At 37.6% G+C, this 24,454-nt stretch carries 20 protein-coding genes; 19 read left to right on the top strand and 1 reads right to left on the bottom strand.

The genetic code is table 11. From position 1 onward, the window contains the following. Positions 1–242 precede the first annotated feature (242 nt). On the top strand, positions 243–2,138 hold the full coding sequence (locus tag KO505_RS16015) for an EAL domain-containing protein (RefSeq protein ID WP_216056459.1): 1,896 nt from the start codon (positions 243–245) through the stop codon (positions 2,136–2,138). Here KO505_RS16015 and KO505_RS16010 read toward each other — a convergent pair. Further along, positions 2,065–3,012 (bottom strand): 1-aminocyclopropane-1-carboxylate deaminase/D-cysteine desulfhydrase, encoded by a 948-nt coding sequence (locus tag KO505_RS16010; RefSeq protein ID WP_216056458.1) that lies wholly within the window; start codon positions 3,010–3,012, stop codon positions 2,065–2,067. The genes KO505_RS16015 and KO505_RS16010 overlap by 74 nt on opposite strands. A gap of 95 nt (positions 3,013–3,107) precedes the next feature. Here KO505_RS16010 and KO505_RS16005 point away from each other — a divergent pair, with 95 nt between their 5' ends. From KO505_RS16005 to KO505_RS15920, 18 genes are all read left to right on the top strand, one after another. Then, entirely contained in the window at positions 3,108–4,043 is a 936-nt protein-coding gene (locus KO505_RS16005; RefSeq protein ID WP_216056457.1) for a hypothetical protein, read from the top strand. Continuing rightward, complete coding sequence (locus KO505_RS16000; RefSeq protein ID WP_216056456.1) at positions 4,043–4,654, top strand: PilN domain-containing protein; 612 nt, start codon at positions 4,043–4,045, stop codon at positions 4,652–4,654. The genes KO505_RS16005 and KO505_RS16000 overlap by 1 nt, the downstream gene beginning before the upstream one ends. After that, positions 4,651–5,307, top strand: coding sequence for a hypothetical protein (locus KO505_RS15995; RefSeq protein WP_216056455.1), 657 nt, complete (start codon positions 4,651–4,653; stop codon positions 5,305–5,307). The genes KO505_RS16000 and KO505_RS15995 overlap by 4 nt, the downstream gene beginning before the upstream one ends. Continuing rightward, positions 5,291–5,638: a hypothetical protein gene (locus KO505_RS15990; protein ID WP_216056454.1), complete on the top strand. Its 348-nt coding sequence runs from the start codon at positions 5,291–5,293 to the stop codon at positions 5,636–5,638. Before KO505_RS15995 ends, KO505_RS15990 begins: the two co-directional genes overlap by 17 nt. Further along, a complete protein-coding gene (gene mshL, locus KO505_RS15985) occupies positions 5,631–7,334 on the top strand; it encodes a pilus (MSHA type) biogenesis protein MshL (RefSeq protein WP_216056453.1) in 1,704 nt (567 codons plus the stop codon). Before KO505_RS15990 ends, mshL begins: the two co-directional genes overlap by 8 nt. A 5-nt stretch (positions 7,335–7,339) precedes the next feature. Further along, the gene (locus tag KO505_RS15980; protein WP_216056452.1) at positions 7,340–8,260 is read left to right on the top strand and encodes an ExeA family protein; all 921 of its coding nucleotides are present in this window, start codon (positions 7,340–7,342) and stop codon (positions 8,258–8,260) included. After that, positions 8,257–9,372 carry a tetratricopeptide repeat protein gene (locus KO505_RS15975; protein ID WP_216056451.1) on the top strand — a complete coding sequence of 372 codons (1,116 nt, stop codon included), beginning with the start codon at positions 8,257–8,259 and terminating at the stop codon, positions 9,370–9,372. The genes KO505_RS15980 and KO505_RS15975 overlap by 4 nt, the downstream gene beginning before the upstream one ends. Continuing rightward, on the top strand, positions 9,372–11,099 hold the full coding sequence (locus KO505_RS15970) for a GspE/PulE family protein (RefSeq protein WP_216056450.1): 1,728 nt from the start codon (positions 9,372–9,374) through the stop codon (positions 11,097–11,099). Before KO505_RS15975 ends, KO505_RS15970 begins: the two co-directional genes overlap by 1 nt. A gap of 9 nt (positions 11,100–11,108) precedes the next feature. Beyond that, positions 11,109–12,320, top strand: a complete 1,212-nt coding sequence (locus KO505_RS15965) for a type II secretion system F family protein (protein WP_216056449.1) — start codon at positions 11,109–11,111, stop codon at positions 12,318–12,320. 12 nt (positions 12,321–12,332) lie between these two features. Next, positions 12,333–12,881 (top strand): hypothetical protein, encoded by a 549-nt coding sequence (locus KO505_RS15960; RefSeq protein ID WP_216056448.1) that lies wholly within the window; start codon positions 12,333–12,335, stop codon positions 12,879–12,881. A 147-nt stretch (positions 12,882–13,028) separates the two neighbouring features. Beyond that, positions 13,029–13,589, top strand: coding sequence for a type II secretion system protein (locus KO505_RS15955; RefSeq protein ID WP_216056447.1), 561 nt, complete (start codon positions 13,029–13,031; stop codon positions 13,587–13,589). A 25-nt stretch (positions 13,590–13,614) separates the two neighbouring features. Beyond that, the gene (locus KO505_RS17530) at positions 13,615–14,058 is read left to right on the top strand and encodes a type II secretion system protein (RefSeq protein ID WP_216056446.1); all 444 of its coding nucleotides are present in this window, start codon (positions 13,615–13,617) and stop codon (positions 14,056–14,058) included. A 48-nt stretch (positions 14,059–14,106) separates the two neighbouring features. Further along, the gene (locus tag KO505_RS15945) at positions 14,107–14,601 is read left to right on the top strand and encodes a prepilin-type N-terminal cleavage/methylation domain-containing protein (RefSeq protein WP_216056445.1); all 495 of its coding nucleotides are present in this window, start codon (positions 14,107–14,109) and stop codon (positions 14,599–14,601) included. Beyond that, positions 14,588–15,202, top strand: a complete 615-nt coding sequence (locus KO505_RS15940) for a prepilin-type N-terminal cleavage/methylation domain-containing protein (protein ID WP_216056444.1) — start codon at positions 14,588–14,590, stop codon at positions 15,200–15,202. The genes KO505_RS15945 and KO505_RS15940 overlap by 14 nt, the downstream gene beginning before the upstream one ends. Further along, entirely contained in the window at positions 15,202–16,074 is an 873-nt protein-coding gene (locus tag KO505_RS15935) for a PilW family protein (protein WP_216056443.1), read from the top strand. Before KO505_RS15940 ends, KO505_RS15935 begins: the two co-directional genes overlap by 1 nt. Positions 16,075–16,121: 47 nt before the next feature. After that, positions 16,122–16,577, top strand: coding sequence for a type II secretory pathway component (locus KO505_RS15930; RefSeq protein WP_216056442.1), 456 nt, complete (start codon positions 16,122–16,124; stop codon positions 16,575–16,577). Beyond that, positions 16,574–22,318 (top strand): LamG domain-containing protein, encoded by a 5,745-nt coding sequence (locus KO505_RS17605; RefSeq protein WP_216056441.1) that lies wholly within the window; start codon positions 16,574–16,576, stop codon positions 22,316–22,318. Before KO505_RS15930 ends, KO505_RS17605 begins: the two co-directional genes overlap by 4 nt. Before the next feature lie 117 nt (positions 22,319–22,435). Then, positions 22,436–24,301 (top strand): formylglycine-generating enzyme family protein, encoded by a 1,866-nt coding sequence (locus KO505_RS15920; RefSeq protein WP_216056440.1) that lies wholly within the window; start codon positions 22,436–22,438, stop codon positions 24,299–24,301. Positions 24,302–24,454: the final 153 nt, after the last annotated feature.

Below are 24,454 nucleotides of genomic sequence, written 5' to 3'. Positions count from 1 at the left end.
AAATACAACAAAATTGACTGTTTTGAAATCAACAAAAGTAAACAGTATACGCTTGGTAATTACATTTGTGATTACCAATTTGTCTACCAAAATTACAATACGTAGCATTTCAGGTTATTGGCTTATCTTAGGATTAAGCTAAATAATCAAGGTATTTACTAAGATTAAAGTGCCAATGCACTTGCATGGTGTATGAGCAGGGAGTAAATTAGCGACATAATAATTATAAAAAGTATACGGACATGCAGTTTTCTCGCATTTTATTTAATTTAGTTACAAGACATGTCGCTGTGTTGATTTGTTTTGTCTTTATTTTAATAAATGTGATGTTTTACACTGCCGCGAAAGATGATCATTTAAGACAAATTAATGCTCAATTTCAATATACTAATCAAATGATTAACCTTTCTTTACCACTCGAAATTGTCAAGCCACTATCCCCCGTTATTTTAGAATGGCAATTTATTACACCAACTGGATACACCCAAATACGAAAAATTTTCGGTAAAAGTTGGAACGTCTCTTCCACCAAATTTGAAGTTGAGGATGGGTATGTTCTTTTAGTGCATCAGTCACTGGTTTCCGCGTATTTCTTTCAATTTTTCATCACAAACACTGTGTTATTTTTTATCGTACTCATCTTGTTAACTACGGCTCATTTTAATTTGCAAAAACATTGGAAGGTACTTATTCAGCTTGAATCGTGGGCTGCAAGGTACGACAAAAATGATAAGTTTAGGTTTTATTTACCAAGTAGATCATACAGTTTGGTAAATACTATTCGTAATTTAAATCAGGCAAGAATCGAAGCTCAAAAAAGTGGACATAAAGCGGATCACTTTATTAGAAGTCAAACTTTTTTGGATAACCATACAGGGTTAGGTAATCGCTTGTATTTTGAACACAGATTGGATTCCGTGTTGCAAGAAGAAGATAAAGTGTATGGTGCTGTACTGATCATTCAATTTGGTATGTTAGATATGATCCGTGATCGACAGGGCAAATCCTCCGTAGCGCAAATCTTGCAACAATACTCAGAAATATTAAAAGAATATGTGGATGACACAGCACAATCTGTCGTTTCTAGGATCAGTGCCAATGATTTTGCTATTTTATTACCTTATGTTGATGGTAATGAAGTAGAACGCATAGCACTCAGTATTCTTAGAATGAGCCAAAAGGTAAAATTACCTGATTATGTAGACACCAATATGGTTTGTCATATTGGTGCTGACATGTACGACAGGGAAGATACCAGCTTTAAAATATTAGCAGAAGCCGACATGGCATTAAGGGCTGCTCAGCTACATGGGCCGTCTGGTTGGTTTATGTATGATTCAGGCCAATTACCCGCCTCTGAAATTAAAGGCTCAGTTCGTTGGCGTACGGCAATACAAAATGCCATAGACACAGGCAGTTTTGTACTGTTCTATCAACCCGTTATCGATTTGGACATGCGAGTACACCATTATGAAGTCTTAGCTCGTATGGAAGGGACTAATGATGAATTAATTAATGCCAAAGTCTTTTTACCTATGGCTAAAAAGTGCGGATTGATCCCGGCCATAGATAAACAAATTTTACTTAGTATTATCGATGTAATGGAGCAAGGATGTTTAGTGCCCATCTCGGTGAATGTACATATTGATAGTTGGTTAAATAGAGATTTTTGTAATTGGTTAATACAGTTTCTGAAGGCAAATGCCGAATTGACTAAATATCTGATATTTGAAGTATCTGAGTTTGATTTAGCCCAGAATGCGAAAAAACTGTCATCCATGTTTGCTGCGGTACGTCGGTTTCAAGTTCAGCTAATGATCGACCAAGTCGGTTTATATGTTTTAGATACTGGTTATTTGGATTATTTAGATGTTAATTATTTAAAATTGCATCAAAGCCTAGTTAATCAGATTCAAGTTCGCGCTGAAAATCAGATGTTTATAAGAAGTTTACAAACTGTAGTAGCAAACCGAAATATTCTTTTGTTTGCCACTGGCGTGGAGTCAGAGCAAGAAATAAACGCCCTAGAAAGACTTGGCCTACATGGTGTTCAAGGGCACTTTATTAAACGTCCGTCAGAGACAATAGATCATTCCATAGAGGTGATTGATATTGATGGCGATAATTTAAGCCTTTAAGACCTTGCAGACCGCCGGTATGAATAACCACTAACGATTTACCCTTGTTTACTAGGTCGTCATAATTATGCATTAGGGTATGTAATAATTTACCAGTATAAATTGGTTCTATAGGGATCTGAGTTTGGTGATAAAAATCCAAGCAAAACTGATTAAGTTCCGTAGTCGTTTTACCATAACCACCAAATAAATTGTCACTGACAATGGTTAACCTATCTCCATATGTAACGGTTAACTTCTCTAAAAGCGGAGTGTCCTTCACTGCTGCAACCCCGATGAATTTCATGTTGGGAAATGCATCCAACATGCCAGAAATAGTGCCGCCAGAGCCGATAGCACATGCGATAACATGATGTTTGGAATGAATGGACTGCTGCTTTAATTCTTCCACTAACTCAGCTAAACCTAAAGCCGCTAGGTCATTACTTCCACCTTCAGGGACAAATAGATAATCAGGGTATGCTTGTTTAAGAGAATTTATGAATTCAGAGTTATGCCTATTTCTATACGCTTCACGTGATAAGGCTATCAGTTGCATCCCATTGGTTTTAGCTAAGGATAAGGTAGGGTTATTTAAATCAATTTCATGGGTTCTAATAAAACCAATAGTGGGTATATCTGCCCGCTTACCTGCTGCAGATAAAGCGGCTATGTGATTGGAGAATGCACCTCCAAAACTGGCAATGCCTTTAAATTTTTTTTGGTCAAATTGTTTAAAATTATATTTGAGCTTTCGCCACTTATTGCCTGAGATCAACTTATCTATTAAATCATCGCGTTTAATTTGAAAATGAATTCTTTTACAAGGGGTTAACTGAAAACAAGTTTTGACTAATGGGGTGGGTTGATCAAAATCAAAAAAATGAGAGTTCATAGTTTTAGAGTAACTAATTTAGTGGTTATTTGTTGTATAATAGTGCCTTTACAGGATACATTAGTAAGTAATTAATTAATAATTAAAAATTAAGCATGAAATTAGCATTACTTGCAAAAATAAAAAGTTATTTCAACAAACAAGTGCACGATGAATTTGCGGGTATTTCCATACATCAAGATTGCGTTCGAATTGTCAAAATAAAACAACTTGAAACTGGCTTTGAATGTATAAAAAACGAAGAATATCCTATCGAGGCACCCAATAAACTGAGCAGCTTATTATCCCTAATTATTGATGACTTTGAATTAGCCAATGTCCGAACTGGCATCGTAATCAACAACAATAAAACTGAAAGTGCACAAATTGAACTCAGTGAATTACCGGTTGCTGACATTTCCGCGTCATTGCCTTGGCAAATAAAAGAACTCGTTTCCATTCCTCCGCAAGATATGATCTGTGATTATATCGAAATGAATATTCAGCCTTTAGGTCAAACGGCCAAAGCTCAAGTAATGGCGACCTCTCGAGCTTATTTAGACACAATAATAGAACCCTTTCATAAAAATAATGCTGAGATACTGGCAATCACTACAGAGCAATTTGTATTAGCTAGGATGCAAACAACCGAAGATGCTGCTCAATTATTATTTGTTCAGCATAAAGGTTCTGATGCCATATTATTGATTTTGAAAAATCAGCAAATATGTTTTGCGCGTAAAATACGAGGCACGGATACCGTCATCAATATGTCTCCAGAATTGGTGTTGGCTGGTGGTTCGGACAATATTGCCATTGAAATACAACGTTCAATTGATTATTACGAAAGTCAGTTGAAACAACCCCCGATTAAAAATGTATTGGTGGCCATAGCTGGAAATAATGAAGCCGTAATTGTTGAAGCATTAAACAGCGCATTACCGGTTAAAACGTTGCAACTTCCTTTAGCTCAATTAGATGGTGAGTCAGCATTAGAATATTTAGCGGCGTTAGGCGTTGCTAATTATGCAATGCAGGAAGGAAACAAATAATGAAAATCAGTCTTAATTTCTATCTTGATGAACTCAAGCCTAAAAAATATTATTTAACGCTTACCAATTTACTTGCAGCTTCTGTTGTTGCTGCCATTGTCTTTGTTATATGGGTCAGTGTTATTTCGATGGATATAGAGCAAGCTAAAAATGATTTAGCTGAAATGGAAGCCAAAAATACCCAGGCGCAATTGTTATTAACTAAATTGCAGGGGGATTTAGTCAAACATAATGATAAGGCCACATTTAATGATCAAAAACTAAATTTAGATAAAAAGTTGAAAGCAAAGTTAATGCTTTGGGAAGGTGTTGGTAAGCGACTACAAACAACAACAACTGACTACTATTTAGTATTAAAAGAATTAACTGAACATCATGATCATGAACTTTGGTTATCTAAATTCTCTTTTAATGACAAAGTTGCCATATTTGAAGGTTTTGCTTTGGACTCTAGTGCCGTTACTCGTTGGATGACCTATTTAAAAGCAAGTAATTCTTTTAAGGGGCGTGAGTTCAGTCATTTAAACGTAAAATCCATAGATGAAGAGTTAATGGAGTTTGAAATAGCAACATCGATTGCGTTAGTTAAAACAGAAGAGCCTGAAGAATGAACAAATTAGTCACGCAATGGCAACAATGGAATGAAAAGTTCATCTCATTAAGCATTCGAGAGAAAGGATTGATCTCAGGCGCACTTATTTTCGTATTATGTATAGGTTTATATAAATTAGCCGTTGAGCCAAGCTCGATGCAATTAAATACAATTAAAAATAATACCAATCTTGTTTTAACCAGTTACACGGCGACAACAGGACAAATTAATTCGGTTCAAGGTGCGTTAAACACAGATCCGAATGAAAAAATAAAAAATGAAATAACCGTATTAAAAAAACAATTAGCTCAAGTAGAGTCTGAATTAGATAAGGTGATGACTGATTACGTCGCACCTGGAAAAATGACCGCTGAACTAACAAGGTTATTAGAAACATCTAAAGAAGTTCGCATTATTGCGATGTCCGTTTTACCGACACAAGAAATAGAAACTGACACAGAATTAGATTTGCCTGTATATTACCGCCATCAGTTTGAAGTCTCTGTCACAGGCGATTACTTTTCTTTGATGGAATTTGTTAATAATATAACAACTAAAAATAAACAATTTGGCATTCAACATTTAAGTTATGAAGTTACTGAACATCCAAAAGCGACGATGACACTTTCCCTGGTTACTATTAGTGATAATGCAAATGTTATTAAAATATAAGAAGTTTTGTTTATTAATTGTTACTTTACTATTATCTTGGCAGGTAAATGCAGATAAGATCCATGATCCAACAAAACCTCAATTAAAATCGTTAACTTCTCAGACAATGAGCAAGACAAATACAATAACGGGACAAGTTGAAAAAGTATCTATGCCTGCCATGACTTTGCAAGGGATCATGGACAGAAGAGACACAAAGATTGCCATTATATCCGATCAAATATACGCCAAAGGCGATAAGATCAATGGTTACATTATCAGTCAAATTAACCATGATAATGTTGTATTAGTTAACTCAGAAACCCAGAGACGCCTTTATATATATGAGTAAAAATATTTTGAATTCGGCAAAAGCAGTAATAACTGCATTGATATCTTTATTAATAACGAGTTGTAGCTTAACGCCTTCGTTAGAAAAATCTGAAGAGGTTCATCAGGTCTTTGAAACAGGTCAAGATAAAGCAGACGCTCGCTCAAAACTGGTTATCCCAGACTCAGTAACGGCTGATTTATTATCTGTGGGCAATACGTCATTAGATACGTCTAGTTTAGAAGAACGATTTAATGTGGCAGCGAATGGCGTGCCATTAAAACCTTTTTTACAAGGTATGACTGAAGATACGCCTTATAGTGTAGCGTTTCATCCAGGTGTGGATGCAAGCATTAGTTTAGATTTAAAAGATGTCACTATCTCCGAAGTCATGGAATTATTAAATAGCCTTTATCCTGTCGATATCCAATTTAGAGGAAAAGTTATTCAAGTTTTTCCGGCGGATATAAAAACCGAAACAATTGATATCAACTATTTGATGTTGAAACGTTATGGTATGACATCAACCAGCATAAGCTCGGGTGGTTTAGTGCAAAATGGCTCTTCTTCTGGTAACAATTCTAGTGGAAATTCGTCAAATAACAGCTCAAATAATTCATCGAATAACAGCTCAAATAATTCAAACAATCAGTCAGGTAATCAAAACCAATCAGGTAGCCAGATGGGCAACCAAGGTGGCAGTGGTTCTAATATCCAAACAACGTCGCAAACTGATTATTGGCAAGAGCTAGAAGATACGTTGAAAATGATCATGAAGTCTGGTGCAGATGAAAACTCTAAAGTGGTTGTCAGCCCACAATCAGGTTTGGTCACCGTAAGAGGTTTACCTTCTGATATCCAAGTCGTTAAAGACTTTGTTAAACGTTCAGAAGAAAACTTAACCAGACAAGTTATTTTAGAAGCTAAAATTGTAGAAGTCGCGTTGGATGATGATTATCAACAAGGTATCAATTGGCAAAATGTGATGTCCAATGACGGGGCGACTAACTTTGAGTTTAGTACCGGCAGTGGTACGTTTGGTAATGCTATTACTGCGTCATTAGGTGGCGCAACCAGTTTAAGTTTTAGTAATGTTGATTTTTCTGGCGTAGTTAATTTATTAAAAACGCAAGGGAACGTTCAAGTTCTTTCCTCACCAAGAGTAACGGCGACAAATAATCAAAAAGCTGTGATAAAAGTAGGTGAAGATGAGTATTTTGTAACAGATGTGTCCACTACAACAGTGACGGGCACAGCAACAACAAGTTCTCCAGACATTGAATTGGAACCATTCTTTTCTGGTATCGCATTGGATGTTACCCCGCAAATTAGTGATAAAGGCGATGTGATACTACATGTACACCCGTCGGTTACAGAAACAGCAGAACAACAAAAAGTGGTTACCTTAAATGAAGAACAATACGTATTGCCTTTAGCTCAAAGCAATATACGTGAGTCTGATACCGTCATTCGTGCTAAAAGTGGTGAGATCGTTGTGATTGGTGGCCTTATGCAATCCATTTCATCGGATGGTGAGTCTAGAGTACCATTTTTAGGTGCTATACCATTTATTGGGCATTTGTTTAAATCTAAACAAGAGTCGCGTAAGAAAAAAGAATTAGTGATTTTAATCAGACCTACAGTGGTAGGAACTGGCACATGGCAAGAGCAAATGAACCGTAGTTCAGAATTGCTTAAACGCTGGTACGGTGACTAATTTAGATGTATTTGTATCATTACGGTTTAAGGGAACTCCCTTTTACTATAACCCCTAATACCAGCTTTTATTTTGGCTTACCCAGTCATGATGAAGCTATGCAAGTATTAACAACGGCACTAAAAACCGGTGAAGGTTTCATCAAAGTTACTGGTGAAGTTGGCACAGGTAAAACCTTGTTGTGTCGTAAACTTTTAAATGAAACACAAGATTCATTCGAAGTTGCATATCTACCAAATCCTGCTTTATCGCCAGACGAAATACGTTTTGCTCTGGCAAGCGAGCTAAAAATTCGCGGCATTAGTAATATAAATCAACAGCAACTCAGTCAAAAAATTCAATTAAAGTTATTAGAATTAAACGGCAAAGGTAAAAGTGTTTTATTGGTTATCGATGAAGCACAGACGATCCCATGGGAAAGTTTTGAAGCATTAAGATTATTTACCAATCTAGAAACTGAATCTCGTAAATTGATTCATGTTGTTTTATTTGGGCAGCCTGAATTAGACCAAATGTTAAAGTCTGACCGTTTAAGACAAATACGCCAACGGATAACTTTCTCTTATAAGTTACGGGCATTAACGCTGGATGAAGTCAGAGCATATGTGCAACATAGAGTTAGGGTTGCGGGATATAAAGGAAAACAATTGTTTACACCAAGTGCCGTTAAAATGTTGTACAAATACAGTGGCGGTATTCCTCGTTTAGTAAATATTTTGAGTCATAAATCGTTAATGTTGACTTATGGATTAGGTCAACAAGAAGTGGGTAAAAAACAAGTTGTGTATGCAGCGAAAGATACTGACTCTGCAAAAGCAGAATCGTTAGGTATCTGGGCGATAGCGCTTGTACTTTCAAGTATATCGTTGGCTGGATTATTTGGTTGGTATTGGTTATGGCCTATTGTTAAGGGACAATTACAATGAGCGTAATTAATAAAATGCTAAAAGATTTAGAACAACGTCATGATGATCCTGAAGCGGATGTTATCAATGCAGTTTATCAGCCACCAGTGAAAAATACGACTAAGTATATTGTTATTGCACTGTCACTTGTTGTTGTGGGCTTAGTCATCGCGATAGGTTGGTTATTATTAAAAGATGAACCCATTACTCCCATTCAGGAACCTTTAGTCCCTGTTGCTCAAGGGAATAAGGTTGACTCAAAACCAAAAAAAATACAGATAAAACCTTTAATGCCGGTTCAACCATCGGACAAAACAGCTGAAGACAAGGTAGCTATTGTTGATGATGTCATCCCAGAGCAAACAAAAAAATCAAAACCGGAAGAACAGAAAGTTTCTGAAACAGCGGCAGCTGTTGAAGTCGTCAAAAAAGTTGAGCCATTAGTGCCGGTTACCGTGCAAACTAAAACGCCAGAGCCTAAAACAAAACCAATGGCGCCTGCGCCTGTGGCTAAATCAAATCCAAACCCTGAATTAACTATTGTTAAGTCATCTGAAAAATATTCTCCAGAGCAGAGATTAGAACAGTTAATGACTAAAGCTCAATCTTCGTTTGATAAAGGGTATGTGACCGAAGCGGTGGAAAAATTAAATAAAGTATTATCCATATCCGATGGTCATGTTGAAGCAAGAAATCTATTAGCCGTAGCTTGGTATGGTAGAGGCGAATTACAGCAAGCAGTATCGATTTTAAATGATGGTTTATCTAAATATCCAAACGTAGAATTATGGCGTATGACCGCAGCAAAAATTTACTTTAAAGAAAATAATATTAAAGGCGCCTTTTCATATTTAGATATTGAATTATCTAACGCTACGTTAGAGTTTTATTCGATGAAAGCCTCCATTGCTCGTAAGTTAGAGCGATATGAAAGTGCGGAATCAGCTTATTTAATGTTGACCAGATTACAACCTGATCTTGGTAATTGGTGGCTAGGCCATGCTATCTCCTTAGATAGCCAAGGTAAGTTTGATGCTGCCATATTGAGTTATCAAACCGCAGCAGCTAAAGGCGGCATGTTAAGGTCCACCATGGATTTTGTAGAGAACCGAATTCAGGAGCTTAAACAATAATGGCGACGCATAAACTTAAAAAGCGACTCGGTGATCTGTTAGTCGATGACGAGATAATTACACAAGATCAGTTAATGGTTGCTTTAGCAGCACAGAAAGAAAGCGGCCGTAAGCTTGGTACGGTTTTAATTGAAACGGGTATTATCTCGGAAGAGCAGTTATTACGCTTTTTGGCACAACAATTAAATGTGCCTTTTTTAGATATATCTGACTTCAAAATAGAAGAACGATTAGCCTCTGAATTATCAGAAGTTCACGCCAGACGTTTGCGCGCAATAATATTAGAGAGTGGTGATGATCGCGTAATGTTGGGTATGTCAGACCCTGCAGATCTTGCGGCAATTGAACAATTGTCCAGCTTATTGTCGCCAAAAAATCTTGAAATTGTAGCGGTCCGTGAAAGCCAAATTTTAATTGCTTTTGACGTTTTATACCGTAGAACTAAAGAGATTGAACAATTTGCATCTGAACTACAAGCGGAATATGAAGAAAGTGCTGACTTTGATTTTGCTTCGTTAGATGGTGACGGAGAAGCGGATTCAGTTGTAGCAAAACTACTAAGATCGTTATTTGAAGATGCTATCCAAGTAAGAGCATCAGATATTCATATTGAACCCGATCGCGGCAGCTTACGTATTCGTACCCGTGTTGACGGTATATTACAAGAAAGTATATTACGTGAAGTAAATATCGCCCCTGCATTAGTACTCAGACTCAAGTTAATGGCAAGCTTAGATATTTCCGAAAAACGTGTACCTCAGGATGGTCGTTTTCATATTAAAGTGAAAGGGCATGAAGTTGATGTTCGTATCTCAACGATGCCAATTCAAGACGGTGAATCGGTTGTAATGCGTTTGTTGGATCAATCCGCCGGTTTATTAAGCTTAAATGCGACTGGGATGCCGCCACACATCTTAGCCAAAGTGCGTAAATTAGTTAAAAGCCCTAACGGTATGTTTTTGGCAACCGGACCGACAGGTTCTGGTAAAACAACCACGTTATACGGCTGTTTAAGCGAACTTAACGACGCTGAGACAAAAATAATTACGGTTGAAGATCCAGTAGAATACCGTTTACCAAGAATCAACCAAGTACAGATTAATAATAAAATCGGTTTAACGTTTTCATCGGTGTTAAGAACGGCCTTACGTCAAGATCCTGACGTAATCATGGTTGGTGAAATACGTGACCAAGAAACCGCCGAGATTGGCTTAAGAGCGGCGTTAACCGGTCACATGGTATTATCAACGCTGCATACCAATGATGCTATATCGACGGCGTTGCGCTTAATCGATATGGGCGCAGCGCCTTATCTAGTGGCGAGTTCATTACGTGCGGTATTAGCACAACGATTGGTTCGTCGAGTTTGTTCATCGTGTAAAACCAGATATGAACCCTCAGCTCAAGAAATAACATGGGTATCAAATATTGCCCATAAAGATCATTCAATGTCTCAGTTCTTCAAAGGAACGGGCTGTCAAACTTGTAATAACACAGGTTTTAAAGGTCGAATTGGTGTTTATGAATTATTAGAAATGAACGACGACAGTTTATTAACTGCTTTACGAAATGGTGATACTGAAGCATTTTCTGTTGCGGCTAAAGCATTACCAGATTATAAAAGTTTAGGCGAAACCGCATTAGAGCTTGCACTTGAAGGTGTGACAACAATTTCTGAAGTATTAAGAATTTCTGAGGTGGTTAGTGACACAGCCACTTATAAATAGGCCATATTAATGCCATTTTTTCTGTATCAAGCACGTGATAAAAAAGGGAACTTGATAAAGGGGCAGATCGAAGCACCAAATACAAACTCGGCTGCAGACATACTAATGGCTCGCCAAGAAATTCCAATTAAGATCACCTTAACCGACGAAGATCAAAACAAAGATATTTTTAAAGGGTATTTTGACCGCGTAAAAATTGAAGACTTAGTGGTGTTTTCAAGGCAGATGTACTCGTTAACTAAGTCTGGAATTCCAATGATCCGGGCAATCGTAGGTTTGGCGGATACCACGACCAATAAGACCTTAAAAAGAATTTTAAATGACGTAGCTGTCCAATTAGAACGAGGGCGATCCCTATCGGCCGCATTTAGTAGCCATGGTAAAGTATTTCCAAGAATCGCAATCAGTATTGTGCATGTAGGCGAAAATACAGGGCGATTGGAAAGTTCGTTTTTGCAATTGGCGGAATACTTTGAACGTGATGAAGAAACCAAAAAGCGGATAAACTCAGCTATTCGATATCCACAAATGGTTTTGTTTTTTATCACAGCAGCTATGTTTTTACTTAATTTAAAAGTTATCCCAACTTTTACTGGGATGTTTGCAAAATTAGGTGCCGATTTACCACTGGCGACCAAAATATTAATCGCGACTTCTACTTTTTTTGTGACGTATTGGGAAGTATTAGTATTGGCTATTGTCGGTGGGATATTTTTTTTAAGATCATATGTCGCGACCAAAGCCGGACGTTATCAGTGGGATCATTATAAAATCAAGATGCCATTTGTTGGCTCGATTATTGAACGTAGTTTATTAGCTCGATTTTCACGTAGCTTTTCTATGATTTTGGATGCAGGTGTTCCGATGAATTCAGGCTTATCCTTAGTGGCTGAAGCCGTAGACAATAGTTATATGGAAACCAAAATTAAGGAAATGCGAACTAGTATTGAAAAAGGTGAATCTTTATTACGTTCAGCAGTAGCTAGTAAATTGTTTTCCCCGTTAGTATTACAAATGATAGCGGTGGGAGAAGAAACCGGGCGTGTAGATGAACTGCTTACTGATGCGGCAGATTATTATGAACGTGAAGTGGATTTTGATTTAAAAAGTTTAACGGCTAAAATAGAACCAGTATTGATCAGTGTTGTCGCAGGGATGGTTTTAGTACTTGCACTAGGTATTTTCACACCAATGTGGGACATGATGTCCGCGCATAAATAAAGTTGAACAGCCATGGCGAACCAAGAACAAGGTAAAGTGACTACAGATTCCTTGATGGATCGTTCTTTTGTGAGGATCTTGGTTGGAGTTGGTGTTATAGCCTGTATTTTTTATGTATCAGTAAAGTCTTTTCAAGATATTATTGGTGAAGTAACAGAATACAAATATGGAATGTTGGCGGAGCGTTTTTCTTTATCGATGGATTTCGCACGAAGAGAATGGATTATAAGGGGTAAACCAACCTCTTTAACCTTGGAGTATTTTATTGACCAACAGGCAATTAAAGATAATGTTAAGAAAAGTCTGTTATTACAAATAAATGAGTCTGGTTGGCCAATAAACGTAGCAAGTGACGAACGAAAATTAGATTGTTTCAATTTATGGATGTATTTTGCTCATGAAGAACAAAATAATAAAACAATTGCAAATTTAACAGAAGAGTTGGATGTAAAAGCAATCAATGGTAATTGCCACTTTTTGCACAAAAAAAAGTTTCCAAATCAGTTAATGTTTAGTTACAACTCGAATAATGGACACGTGGTAACGAGTAATACTTACTAATAGAAAGTGTTTATTTACACTAATTCAGTGTAAATTAGATAAAAATAACAATTATCAATGATTTATTGTGTGATTGAAGATAAAATAACCACATAATACTCAATGATATTGAATAGAATTAAATTAAAATGTTCAAGAGGTTTTAAAATGAAGAGACAAAAAGGTTTTACATTAATTGAATTAGTGATCGTGGTAATTATTTTAGGACTTCTTGGTGCTGCTGCAGTACCTCGTTTTATGGATGCGACCGACGATGCAAAAGACTCAGCTGTTGAAGGTGTTGCAGGTGGCATTGCAAGCGCAGTTGGTATGGTACGTGCTGAATGGGAACTAGCTGGGCGTCCAGCTGGTAATACCAATATTACATACGGCAATGTTAGTTTAGATGTAACAGACACAGGTTACCCGTCAAGCCTAGCGGGTAACGAAGCTGATATGTCAGTGATGACAACGGCAGATTGCCAACAAGTATTCGCTAACATTCTACAATCTTCACCAACGTCTTTAATTGTTGGCGGAACCTATAACGGAGAACGTTATGTAGTGGATATTACAGCTGCTGGCGTATGTCAATTTGTATTGGCTCAGAATATTGCCGTTGGCACAACTATAGCAACTAGCATTATTAATGATGGCGCGACGACGGCTGGTACGCAAGGTTTTACCTATAATGCGGATACAGGCCAAGTTTCAGTATTCAAGAATTAATTTTATTTATAAAAGGCAGTAAATTATGAAAAATACAAATCAACAAGGTTTTACACTGGTAGAACTAATTATCGTTATCGTTATTTTAGGTGTATTAGCAGTAACCGCAGCGCCTAAGTTTTTAGACGTTAAAAGTGATGCAATTGGTGGGACTCTAGACGGAGTCAGAACGGCTATGGTTGGCGTGGTTAATATTGAAAAATCACGCTCAATTATAACTTCGGGTTCTGAATCAACGCCGAGTGCTTTGGATGTAGGTTCTGGTTTAGATTTAGATTCTAGCTGGGCTGTTAGATACAATAATTCAACACAAGCTAGTGCTACAATAGTACGCGTATATCCTAGTGCTCAAGCCCCTGCAGCAGATGGAGCTTTCGCGTCTCTAGTGAGTGGTGATTTAGGATTCGATTGCTATGCTGCTTATGATGGTTCAACGGGTACAATTACAACAGATAAGAACTGCGGATAAGTTTAAATAAAAGGTTACTAACGCTTAGTAACCTTTTTTGAACGCATTATGGATAACAAAGGCTTTACCCTGATAGAATTAATAGTGGTACTGGTATTGTTATCCGTACTTGTTGTCACTATACAACCCAAAATTAACACCACTTCTGATTTCACTTACATCTCCCAGCGTGATCAAACCATATCTCTGTTACGTAACGTTCAACAACGAGCGATGCAAAATACCCAAAACTCTGAAACCTGTCATCGTGTAAGTTTTACTACAGGCACTTTAGGTTTAACGGCACAAAATAATGATGGTACCTGTGCAACAGGTTTAAAAGCGGTCGCTGGTAATACCGATGATTATTTATTAGTTGAACTGGAAGATAGTTATAGCGCAAAAAATACCGCAGGCGTTGCATTATCAAATATACAGTTTAATTATCTAGGTCAGCCTATTCCTAACATAGGTAGTTGTGCCACATCCGGTTGTGTTATTACAATTTCCACAGACCACAGTGTGTGTATCGAATCTGAAGGGTATATCTATGTTTGCCCTTAAGTCTCTACTTACAACTCAATTAGCTGTAAATCGGCTTAATAAGAAAAAGCCTAACGGTTTTACCTTAATTGAATTAGTGATAGGCATCTTTGTATTATCGGTTGCATTAATGGTTATGACTGGTGCGTTATTTCCCCAAGCTGAGCGCAGTGCAAATCCATGGTTTCAGGTACGATCTGCTGAATTAGCGCAGTCCATGATGAATGAAATAATCGCTCGTAGGTTCGATGAAAATTCGGCACAAACCGGGGCATTACGTTGCGGCGAAAGTGGAGCGAGCGCTTGCACAGTGATCAGCGCCTGCGGTTTTGTTGATGGAACCGGTCAAGAAAACCCTTGGATTGAAGAAGGTAGTGCGAGTCGTCAATTGTTTGATGATGTTGATGACTTTGATTGTTTTTCGGCTACAGGCAGTGATATTAGTAACATCGATAACCAATCGTTAAACGATGTTTATGCAAAGTTTACCATCAATGTATCAGTTCGATACGCAGGAACTGATTTAGGCTTAGCGAATACAGATGCTAAGCTAATCACAGTGACGGTAACACCACCGCTAGGTGATGATGTAGTTTACGCAAGTTATAAGGCCAACTACTAATGGCTAAAGCACGCTTTTTCACTCAGACAAAACAGCAGGGATTCAGCTTAATTGAATTGGTTGCGGTTATTGTTATTTTAGGCGTGTTAGCAACCGCATCTGTTCGATTTATTGTGTTTGGTACTCAAATATATGTAGAAGCTAATGATCGGCAGATTGTATTATCAAAAAGTCGATTTGCAATAGAGCGAATGACCCGAGAAATCCGAGGCGCTATCCCTAATAGCGTCAGAGTATCTTCTTCTGAAAGTTGTATTGAATTTACTCCAATTAAAGCCTCGGGTGCATACAGAGATGATACTACTACACCGTCATTATTAGCTCCAAGTACTGGGACTCAATTAGATGTCGTAAGTTGGAATGGTGTGTACAACGACGACGATAGGTTATATATCTACCCAACACAAAGCACAGATGTTTATTCAAATACATTAGTTAGATATATGATTTTGGATCTATCTAGCTCAATTATAATTGTAGATGGTGACGATCCTGTTATTTCGTTAACGGTAGACGCGGGATCGAGTTTTGAAGAACACTCCCCTAAAAGGCGTTATTATACAGCGGATAAATCAATAAATTATTGCCTGATAGCAAACGGTTCGGTTTATGATTTATATCGCTTTATCAGAACAAGTTTTTCAGCAACACAAGCGGTACCAAGTGATAAGTCTTCGGTGCTGTTGTTGGGCGGTGTACTAATGGCAGAAGGATTAACCAATGATCTTAGTAATGACACAACACATCCATTTGATATTTCTAGTTCAACTTTAAATAGAAACTCTGTTGTTAACCTATACTTAGAGTTTACCGCCAATGTAAATGAAAACATGTTTTTTAACCATGAAGTACATATTCCAAATGTACCTTAGCTAGCGATAAGTGATGGGCGTTATAGTCCAATTGAGTAGTGAAAATTATGACGATAAATAGAATAAACCGAACCAAAGCAAAACAAAAAGGCAGTGCCTTGGCGATAGCTGTGTTTATTATTGTGATTATGGCCGCGTTAGCTGCTGGGATAAGCAAATCTATTTCGTCTAGCTCAGATCAATTGGTATTTGAAGTGTTAGGAACTCGAGCACTATTTGCAGCAGAGTCCGCAAATGAAATGGCCCTTGCAAAATTATTTCCAATTTCTGGCTCTGGCACATGCACTGCAGAGCAAACCTTGTATTTTAATGTTGATGGCGCGCGTAACTGTGCGACAAAAACATATTGTTCAAACAACGCTGCAGGGACGAGTCAATATTATCAAGTTGTTTCAACCGCCGTTTGCAAGGCTCAAATGGTTAATAATAGTTCTGATTTTATATGTAGTAATGAAAAAGTCTGTGTCAGTCGAACCATAGAAGTAGAGGCGAAAGCACTGTGAACGTAAAGCATTTTATTCTAGTCGTATTATTACTCGTATCGTTCGAGTCTATTGCTGGTCGAGTAATTGAATCGGTTACATTAACTCCAAACCCTGTGGCTGTTAATGCAAGCGTGAGTGCAACTATAACTGCATCAGGGAACTCCATAGGAGACAGTAGTCGGTGGCGTTCAACTGGCTATCGTGTAGACGGTGGTACAGAAACTTGCGTTAATCATGATAACTATGACAATTTTACGTCACAAAGTATTAGTTTTAGTTTAAGCAATATTACAAATTCACCGGGGACTTACCAGATAGATTTTGTTGCTTATCGAAATAATTCTTGTGGAAATGGTGACTCGGATCCATTTTCTGTTGAGTTAACCGTCGCTAATACGCATGACCTGTTTCTATCCGAAGATACTATCTATGACTATGATGCTGAACAAGGAGCCATAATAGGAGATATAACGCCTTTTGGGGCTTATACTAACTCAAACGTTAGCATTACTTATAATAACGCGATAAGTGGTTCTTGTGATTTAGGTACGTCAGATAATTCAAAATTTAGCATTAATTCAAATGTACTTTCAATTTCAAATCCGGGTGGCATTACACTACCAGCAAGAGATTACATTATTTGTGTAAAGACTGATGATAATCTTTACAGTAAAAATTTCGTGATTTCGGTTGTAGAGAACCCAGATGGGGTCCCTACCAAAATTACCCTTAACCCTGACACAACATATGACTATGAAGCTTTTGTTGGTATTGAAATAGGTGATTTGTTAGTTACCGATGAAAAAGATTCGACCAATGTGGTAATGCATACATGGGACGGAGGAACTAACGCAGGTTCTTGTGCAAACCCTAACACTAATTCAATTTTTGAAATTAATAACAATAAGGTGTCTATTAAAAGTGCTAATGGCCCAAGACTGGATGTGGGTGAATACACTATTTGTGTAAAAACAGATGATGATTTTTACCGTCAAAATTTAACGATTAAAGTTATCGAACCGGCACAAGAACCCACTTTTTTTACGATATCTAATGACACAATTAGTACGTCACACCCAACAACAAATAACGCGATTGGAGAGTTTTTGCCTACGGCTGAAGGTGCTAGTTATACCTTTAGTGAATTTGTCGTTAATTATAATGAAAGCGTGAATGTAGGTGAGTGTACTGGTGCGTTTAACCAGTACAACTCACGCTTTACAACCGTTGGTAATGAATTGTTCCTAAAAAGCTGGGTTACTTCTCTCGATGAAGGGGAACATGAGATTTGTGTTAAAGCAACAAGAGATGATGGAATAACTTACATCCGTGATTTTACTATTACGGTTACCAGTGATATTGATGATATAGAAGCCACATTTTTAGATAAGTTTAATAATCAAAGTTATAGTAATAATGATGGTGAATTAGATTGGGCTGCTAACTGGCTCGAATACAATGATGATAGTTCTGCTAATAGCGGTGACATAAAGATAACAAGTGGTAGTTCGGATACTAAGCTGCAATTATCAGGTCCTACAAATTACATTCTTAGACGTGTCGATTTATCGCAATTCACACAAGCGACTCTATCGTTGGATTATGAAATTAGTTCAAACTCAACCAATGATGAAGTTTACGTTGTAATTAGAACAAACAACAATAATTACGCCCCCATAATATATACCTTTCCTACAGGAGGAAATTATCAAGGTAGTATTGAGGAGCTCGATATCAGTGATTACTTAAGTGATGATACGGATGTCGGAATTTATACCTCATCAGAATTCGATTCAGATGATGACATTTATATTAATAACTTTGCAATAAACGCCACCGGAGCCCCTGAACCAGAAGACCATATATTCTTTGACCGATTTAACAGTGTTACTTATTCAAACAATGATGGTGAGTTAGATTGGTCGGGTAGTTGGAATGAAAGCAATGATGACGGCAGTCCTTCATCAGGTAAGATCACCATTAGTAATTCAGAATTAACCATTACCTCTTCTAGTGTTTCAATTTCACGAGAGGCTGATCTGTCTTCATTATCTACTGCTAGCTTATCATTCAGCTACAGCAGTGTGACGAGTTACAGTGATGATATTGTTTATTTACAGATACGCACAGCCAACGGCAATTGGACCACGCTTGAGAGTTTTATTGGCTCAGACTCTAGCAATGCCTCAGGTGATGTGACTTATGACATTACTAATTATATTGGCAGTGATGTTGATGTTCGTTTTGTAACGGCTTCTGGTTTTGATTCCAACGATTCATTTAAAGTTAATGACTTTGCGATAGATGGCACAATCTCGGCTTTTTGCCCTGATTTATCAGCCTATAAAGTAATATTCAACGATGACTTTAGTGAAGATACTCATGCTTTAGCGGACACTTGGGCTCCGGTAGATTTTGATCGTTCTTCGACCAATGTTTGGCCAGGAGATACTATTTATCAATCGCCAAATGAAAGCCAAACCATCACTTATGCAATAAATAACGACACATTAAAAATTGCAGGTGACACGGTAAATTCAGGTAATAATGAATACGGTGTTTTATTACATAATGTTGATGATGAAGGGTATTCGTCCTCCACCATTCAAACGTATGCCATTGAGACAACCGTTATTACACACGCAGATCAGATAGGTAACAATGACATAGGTGTTGTTTTTGGTTATGTGGATGAGGACGATTTTTACTTGTTACGCTGGACCAAAATAGGAAGTGGTTATTCTAATGATACGAACTTCCCTGGTGATTATAGAAATTTAGATTTAGTCCATGTGCAAAATGGAGTCCCTACACTATTATCTTCAAAACCTAACTTTTACACAGATGATCCTATGAATATCCGTATCACGGTGGATGAAAACGGTATTTCAGTTTGTATCAATGATAGTGCGGTGCTGAGTTATGCAAGCGCACAACCTGAAATGAATTCAGTTGGCTTTTATAGTTATGACAACGATTATGACGGTGGATTTCAAGTTGAAGAGTTCTTAGTTTTTTGTCGAGATTGTGAAATCGATGGAATAATCGGTTGGTGGGCAATGGAAGACTCATTTGACGATATCATAGGCGATAACCATCTAACTGAATATGGAAACGTTGGTTTTGGTTCCTCTAACGTTGCAAAGACAGTAGGGACAAATAGCACCTGTAAATACGGAGAATTTGATGGTGCAAGTTATGGTCGTGTAAACGATAGTGGTTATTTGAATAGTGATGAACTTGCAGTGTCAGCATGGGTATACCCAACGTCTTATCCAAATGATGAAAATGATACTAATGGGGCTGACAACCTTATGTCAATTTCGTCAAAAGACGTAAATTATGAATTTCATATAAATCAGGATGGTAAGCTTTATTGGTGGTGGCAAAATGAGAGTAATGCGACTCGCTCATTAACGTCAGCTAACTCAGTACCCTTAAATACTTGGTCTCATGTTGCGATATCGTATCAAGCGGGTGAGCAAAAAATGTATATAAATGGTGTTTTAGAGGATTCAGGTACTTGGAATGAAACACCAAAACACAGTACATGTGATTATTTTGTCGGCGCGGATGTTGCGACAGGTACTTGTGATGTAATACCAGAAAGAACCTTTATCGGCCTACTTGATGAAGTGCGAATTTACGAACGATATTTAACACAAAATGAAGTTATAGATGATAGTAACTTCCTGAGAGAATGTGGGTTAGTTAACTCTGTTGACCACTATAGAATTGATCATCCACAAAATAATTTAAGTTGTAGTGCAACATCTGTCACAGTGAAAGCTTGTGGAGATGAGTTCTGTTCACAAGTCATAGGGGCTGATGTCACCGGTAACTTACACTATACCTTAGGTGGGAATACCACCACAGTGTCGGGCTTGAATTTAACCAATGCCCCTCAACAAGTTGAATTTAATCAAACAACCGTTGATACCATTACACTTGGTTTAAATAGCATGTCACCCGATGCCAATATTCAGTGTTTTTATAATAGCGGAACACAAAGCAGCTGTGATATTACGTACACAAGATTTGGTTATAAAGTAACAGCATCAGATATTACCTCTAGTGAATCTGTATCAGATGCCAACAATCGAATTTCGGTGCAAGCGTTGGAAGCGATCGAGAATAATCCTGCAGTATGTGAACCTTCATTAGTCGGGAACAAACAAGTAAATATAGACTTTTCATATTTAAATCCACCGACCAATTATGATCAAGAAGCGTTAAATGTGTCTTTAAACGATAGTTCATATACCTCTGTGACAAGTGGCAGTGGTACTACTCAAACGTTAAACTTTAACGCCACCGATGCTACGGCATACTTTTATGTTAGATATGCCGACGCTGGCGCGTTGCAAGTTTCCGTGGCCGATGTGAATTTGAATTTATCTACTAATATTGCAACAGGTTACGATAACTTTAATGTCATACCAGCGAGTATTAATCTTCAAGTTAAAGATGAAAATGACAATATACTGGGTTCATCGGGAAATTTAACCCATTACGCCGGTCAGAACTTTAACTTGTCCATTCAGGCTTTAAACGCAGATGGTAATAAAACCAATAATTACCGCCCAGGTGATCTGGAAATTCAGTCTGTAATGAACTCTCCTTTAATATCGAGCGGGGCCAACCCAGTACAGTTTTATTATGGTGGAACGAGTCCAGCCAATGTAACTAATGATACTGGTGTGGCAAGTTGGATTGATGCCACCTCTCTAACCTTTGATAATAATGGGTTTAGTAACGCTGCTGCACAGTTTGATAATGTAGGTAGTTTTACCTTAGACGTAAAAGACAGTAATTACCTTGGTTATCAAATTAATAGTGATAGTGTAACCAGTGCGGGGCGATTTATCCCGGCGTATTTTACATTTGCTACACCGCTTCCGGACACAGAGATCACAGATACTCATACCACATTTAGTTACTTTGGCGAGTCGCTAGATTTTCCTACAAATCCTGTATTTAGCTATGTTGCGAAAACGTATACTAATCAGACCGCGACTAATTATGTATTTGTGCCGTCCAATTTTGGTTTTGTTTCTTCTAATTACTCTGAAAACACAAGTTATACACCTGCGCCATATCCGAGCAGTGCGATTGAAAACATAAACCTAAGTGTACAAGGGCAAATGAATTTTTCTTTATCTGCCCCATTTATCTATGAGAAACCTGCGATACCAAGAGAACCGCTTACCAGTACGATAAGTTTGTTATTCAGCGCTAACGAATTACTGGATGCCGATAATATTGGTTATGACGTTGACGGCATAAGTAACGATTTACCGAGTTATGAAGGTATAACTTTATTAGAAAACACTTTTAATTTACGTTATGGCCGTTTATTTTTAGAAAACGCATACGGCAATGAAACTAGTGATTTAAAAGTAGAAATGATCCTGCAGTATTTCTCAGGTGGTAAATTTGTGACTAATACGGATGATAGTGAAACGACGTTTTCTGGTTTTAACATCTCAATTACTGAAGATGGAAATCCAACGATATACACTAGTAACCTTGTAGGCTCCAGTTTTGTAGCGGGTAAAACCCCTGCGACAGATGGCTTATTCATCAATGCACCAAACGTAGTGACAGAGTTGGATGTTAAAATTACCAATCTGCCAGATTGGTTGAATGTGGATTGGGATAATGATGCTGATATTGACGATGACGATAATGTATCTTCAACGGTAATTTTTGGCTCATATCGTGGAAATGACAGAATAATTTATAAAAGAGAGCGATAGTTTTAAAAATGCACTTGCGCTTTGAGTATTAACTCAATAGCATAGCAAGTTGTTAATTTTTTAATTTCTCAGGTTTGTCTGAAAATAATAATAAGTAATTTTGGGAACGGAAGTACTATGTTGAGAGCTCCACTGGCGCTATTGTGTGTCTTGTTAATGGGAAGTGTAAATGCACAAACTGGTGCGCTTACAGTTGAAGCTACCCAGGCTGACATTGCAAATAAACAAACTGAATACGACAATTATAACTTGGCTTTGCAAACGCAAATGAACCAAGCGAAGCAAATGAAAGAACAATTGTCGAAGCTTAGAGAGCAATCTAAAAAACTTGAGCGTGAGAAGGCTATCGCTTTGGAAGAGATGAATAGTCAATTCCAAAAAATGATTGACGACCCGTCCTTAGATATTGCTTCCGCACGTTTGACCTATACCGAATCAGTTAATGCCCACAAACAAAATAAATTAGATATTCAAAACCAATTAGCCGCTGTTCAAGAAAAAGAACGTGAAGTTGCTAGTATCAGAGTATCTAAACATTCGTTGTTAAATACGTTAGAAAGTTTAAAAGAGCAGTTAAACAATTCTCGTGTAGAGCGTTTATATTCTCAATTTAATAAGTCGGGTACTTTATCGGTTCAGCACGCGGTCGATTGTGATTTAGAAGAAGTGATCTCTGAATGTATTCGTCGTACTGAGCAATTAGCAAAACAAAAAGCATCCAAACGTTACTTAGATAAAATCTTTACTGAACTATCTGAATCTGCAACTGCATCAGCACAACGAAATGCCGCCGATACTAGTGTTAAAGTTGAAAGCGTTAAAGTAACCAATAAAGGCTTTACCGGCGTAGCTAAATACTCTGTAGCTATGGATGTAGGTTTAAAAGGTAACTTAACACGTAAACAAGCTTGTCAGTTGTTGGAACTAAATGAACGTTATTGCGTTGAATTCCCTGGTGGTGGAGAAGTTGCAAAAAAGACTGAGAGTCAAAAAGTTAAATACGACGCTAATTTAATGTACGAATTAACCATACGCTCAAATGTATTTGATGATGAAGTGTATATTGATGGCGTAAGTTACGGTTCAACTAAATTAAGCGTTATGTTACCAGCCGGTGAGCATTCAGTTGAAGTGATCAAATTGGGTTATCAATCTTATGTTGAAAAGATTGAATTAACGGAAAACCGTTTAATTCGAGTTAATCTAAATAAGGACGCGCAAAGTTTTGCCAAAGGCGAGAAAATTCAAGACATTCTTAGCAATGATAAACAAGGTCCTAGATTAGTAGCAATCCCTGCTGGTGGTTTCCAAATGGGTGATATTACCGGTCGTGGATTAGACAACGAACGTCCTGTTGTAAGTTATAAAATTGAAGCGTCATTTGGCATTGGTGAGAAAGAAATCACTGTAGGTGATTTTGGTCAATTTATCGCTGCTACAAATTACGTAACGGTTGCTGAACAAGGTAAAGGTTGTGCATATTACAGCAACTCTGAGCCAAAATATGATATGCAAATGAACTGGCGTAACCCAGGTTATGAGCAAGATAACGATTACCCGGTTGTTTGTGTAACGTTAGATGACGCGAAAGCATATGTTGATTGGTTATCTACAAGCACTGGCAAAACGTATCGTTTACCTACTGAAGGTGAGTGGGAATATGCCGCTCGCGCAGGTTCGGATTTAGATTACTGGTGGGGCGATGCCATCGGTAGTAATAATGCAAACTGTGGTTGGTGTGGCAGCAAATGGTCAAACAATAGTGCATCTCCAACAGGTACATTTAAGCGTAACGGTTACGGACTTTACGATGTGATTGGTAATGTTTGGGAATGGAGTGATACTGGCTCTGATATCGTTTCTGTTGTACGAGGTGGCGCTTGGAACTTTGCCCCTAGTTTAGCTCGTGTTTCTACACGTTTAGAAATCGCATCTGACTTCCGTTCAAACTACATAGGTTTTCGAGTAGCAAGAGACAGATAGGCTAATTTTTCATCATTATGTAATTGAAGGGGCTTTAGCCCCTTTTTTATTTTCTAATAATATACTTTTGTAGTCAGTTCCTGCTTGCCGTAATAGCAGGTGTTAGGTAAAGTTAGCTATTAGTTTTTTAGCAGTATTTCTCAAAGGATAAAA

The sequence above is a fragment of the Psychrosphaera sp. F3M07 genome, assembly GCF_018860345.1.
Classification (GTDB): Bacteria; Pseudomonadota; Gammaproteobacteria; order Enterobacterales; family Alteromonadaceae; genus Psychrosphaera; species Psychrosphaera aquimarina.
Note: the sequence above shows the minus strand (reverse complement) of the source record. Positions and strands in the feature narration are given on the sequence as shown.

Coding starts and splice junctions, on each gene's coding strand:
- KO505_RS16015 (WP_216056459.1), top strand. CDS start 243: ATGCAGTTTTCTCGCATTTTATTTAATTTAGTTACAAGACATGTCGCT.
- KO505_RS16010 (WP_216056458.1), bottom strand. CDS start 3,012: ATGAACTCTCATTTTTTTGATTTTGATCAACCCACCCCATTAGTCAAA.
- KO505_RS16005 (WP_216056457.1), top strand. CDS start 3,108: ATGAAATTAGCATTACTTGCAAAAATAAAAAGTTATTTCAACAAACAA.
- KO505_RS16000 (WP_216056456.1), top strand. CDS start 4,043: ATGAAAATCAGTCTTAATTTCTATCTTGATGAACTCAAGCCTAAAAAA.
- KO505_RS15995 (WP_216056455.1), top strand. CDS start 4,651: ATGAACAAATTAGTCACGCAATGGCAACAATGGAATGAAAAGTTCATC.
- KO505_RS15990 (WP_216056454.1), top strand. CDS start 5,291: ATGTTATTAAAATATAAGAAGTTTTGTTTATTAATTGTTACTTTACTA.
- mshL (WP_216056453.1), top strand. CDS start 5,631: ATGAGTAAAAATATTTTGAATTCGGCAAAAGCAGTAATAACTGCATTG.
- KO505_RS15980 (WP_216056452.1), top strand. CDS start 7,340: ATGTATTTGTATCATTACGGTTTAAGGGAACTCCCTTTTACTATAACC.
- KO505_RS15975 (WP_216056451.1), top strand. CDS start 8,257: ATGAGCGTAATTAATAAAATGCTAAAAGATTTAGAACAACGTCATGAT.
- KO505_RS15970 (WP_216056450.1), top strand. CDS start 9,372: ATGGCGACGCATAAACTTAAAAAGCGACTCGGTGATCTGTTAGTCGAT.
- KO505_RS15965 (WP_216056449.1), top strand. CDS start 11,109: ATGCCATTTTTTCTGTATCAAGCACGTGATAAAAAAGGGAACTTGATA.
- KO505_RS15960 (WP_216056448.1), top strand. CDS start 12,333: ATGGCGAACCAAGAACAAGGTAAAGTGACTACAGATTCCTTGATGGAT.
- KO505_RS15955 (WP_216056447.1), top strand. CDS start 13,029: ATGAAGAGACAAAAAGGTTTTACATTAATTGAATTAGTGATCGTGGTA.
- KO505_RS17530 (WP_216056446.1), top strand. CDS start 13,615: ATGAAAAATACAAATCAACAAGGTTTTACACTGGTAGAACTAATTATC.
- KO505_RS15945 (WP_216056445.1), top strand. CDS start 14,107: ATGGATAACAAAGGCTTTACCCTGATAGAATTAATAGTGGTACTGGTA.
- KO505_RS15940 (WP_216056444.1), top strand. CDS start 14,588: ATGTTTGCCCTTAAGTCTCTACTTACAACTCAATTAGCTGTAAATCGG.
- KO505_RS15935 (WP_216056443.1), top strand. CDS start 15,202: ATGGCTAAAGCACGCTTTTTCACTCAGACAAAACAGCAGGGATTCAGC.
- KO505_RS15930 (WP_216056442.1), top strand. CDS start 16,122: ATGACGATAAATAGAATAAACCGAACCAAAGCAAAACAAAAAGGCAGT.
- KO505_RS15920 (WP_216056440.1), top strand. CDS start 22,436: ATGTTGAGAGCTCCACTGGCGCTATTGTGTGTCTTGTTAATGGGAAGT.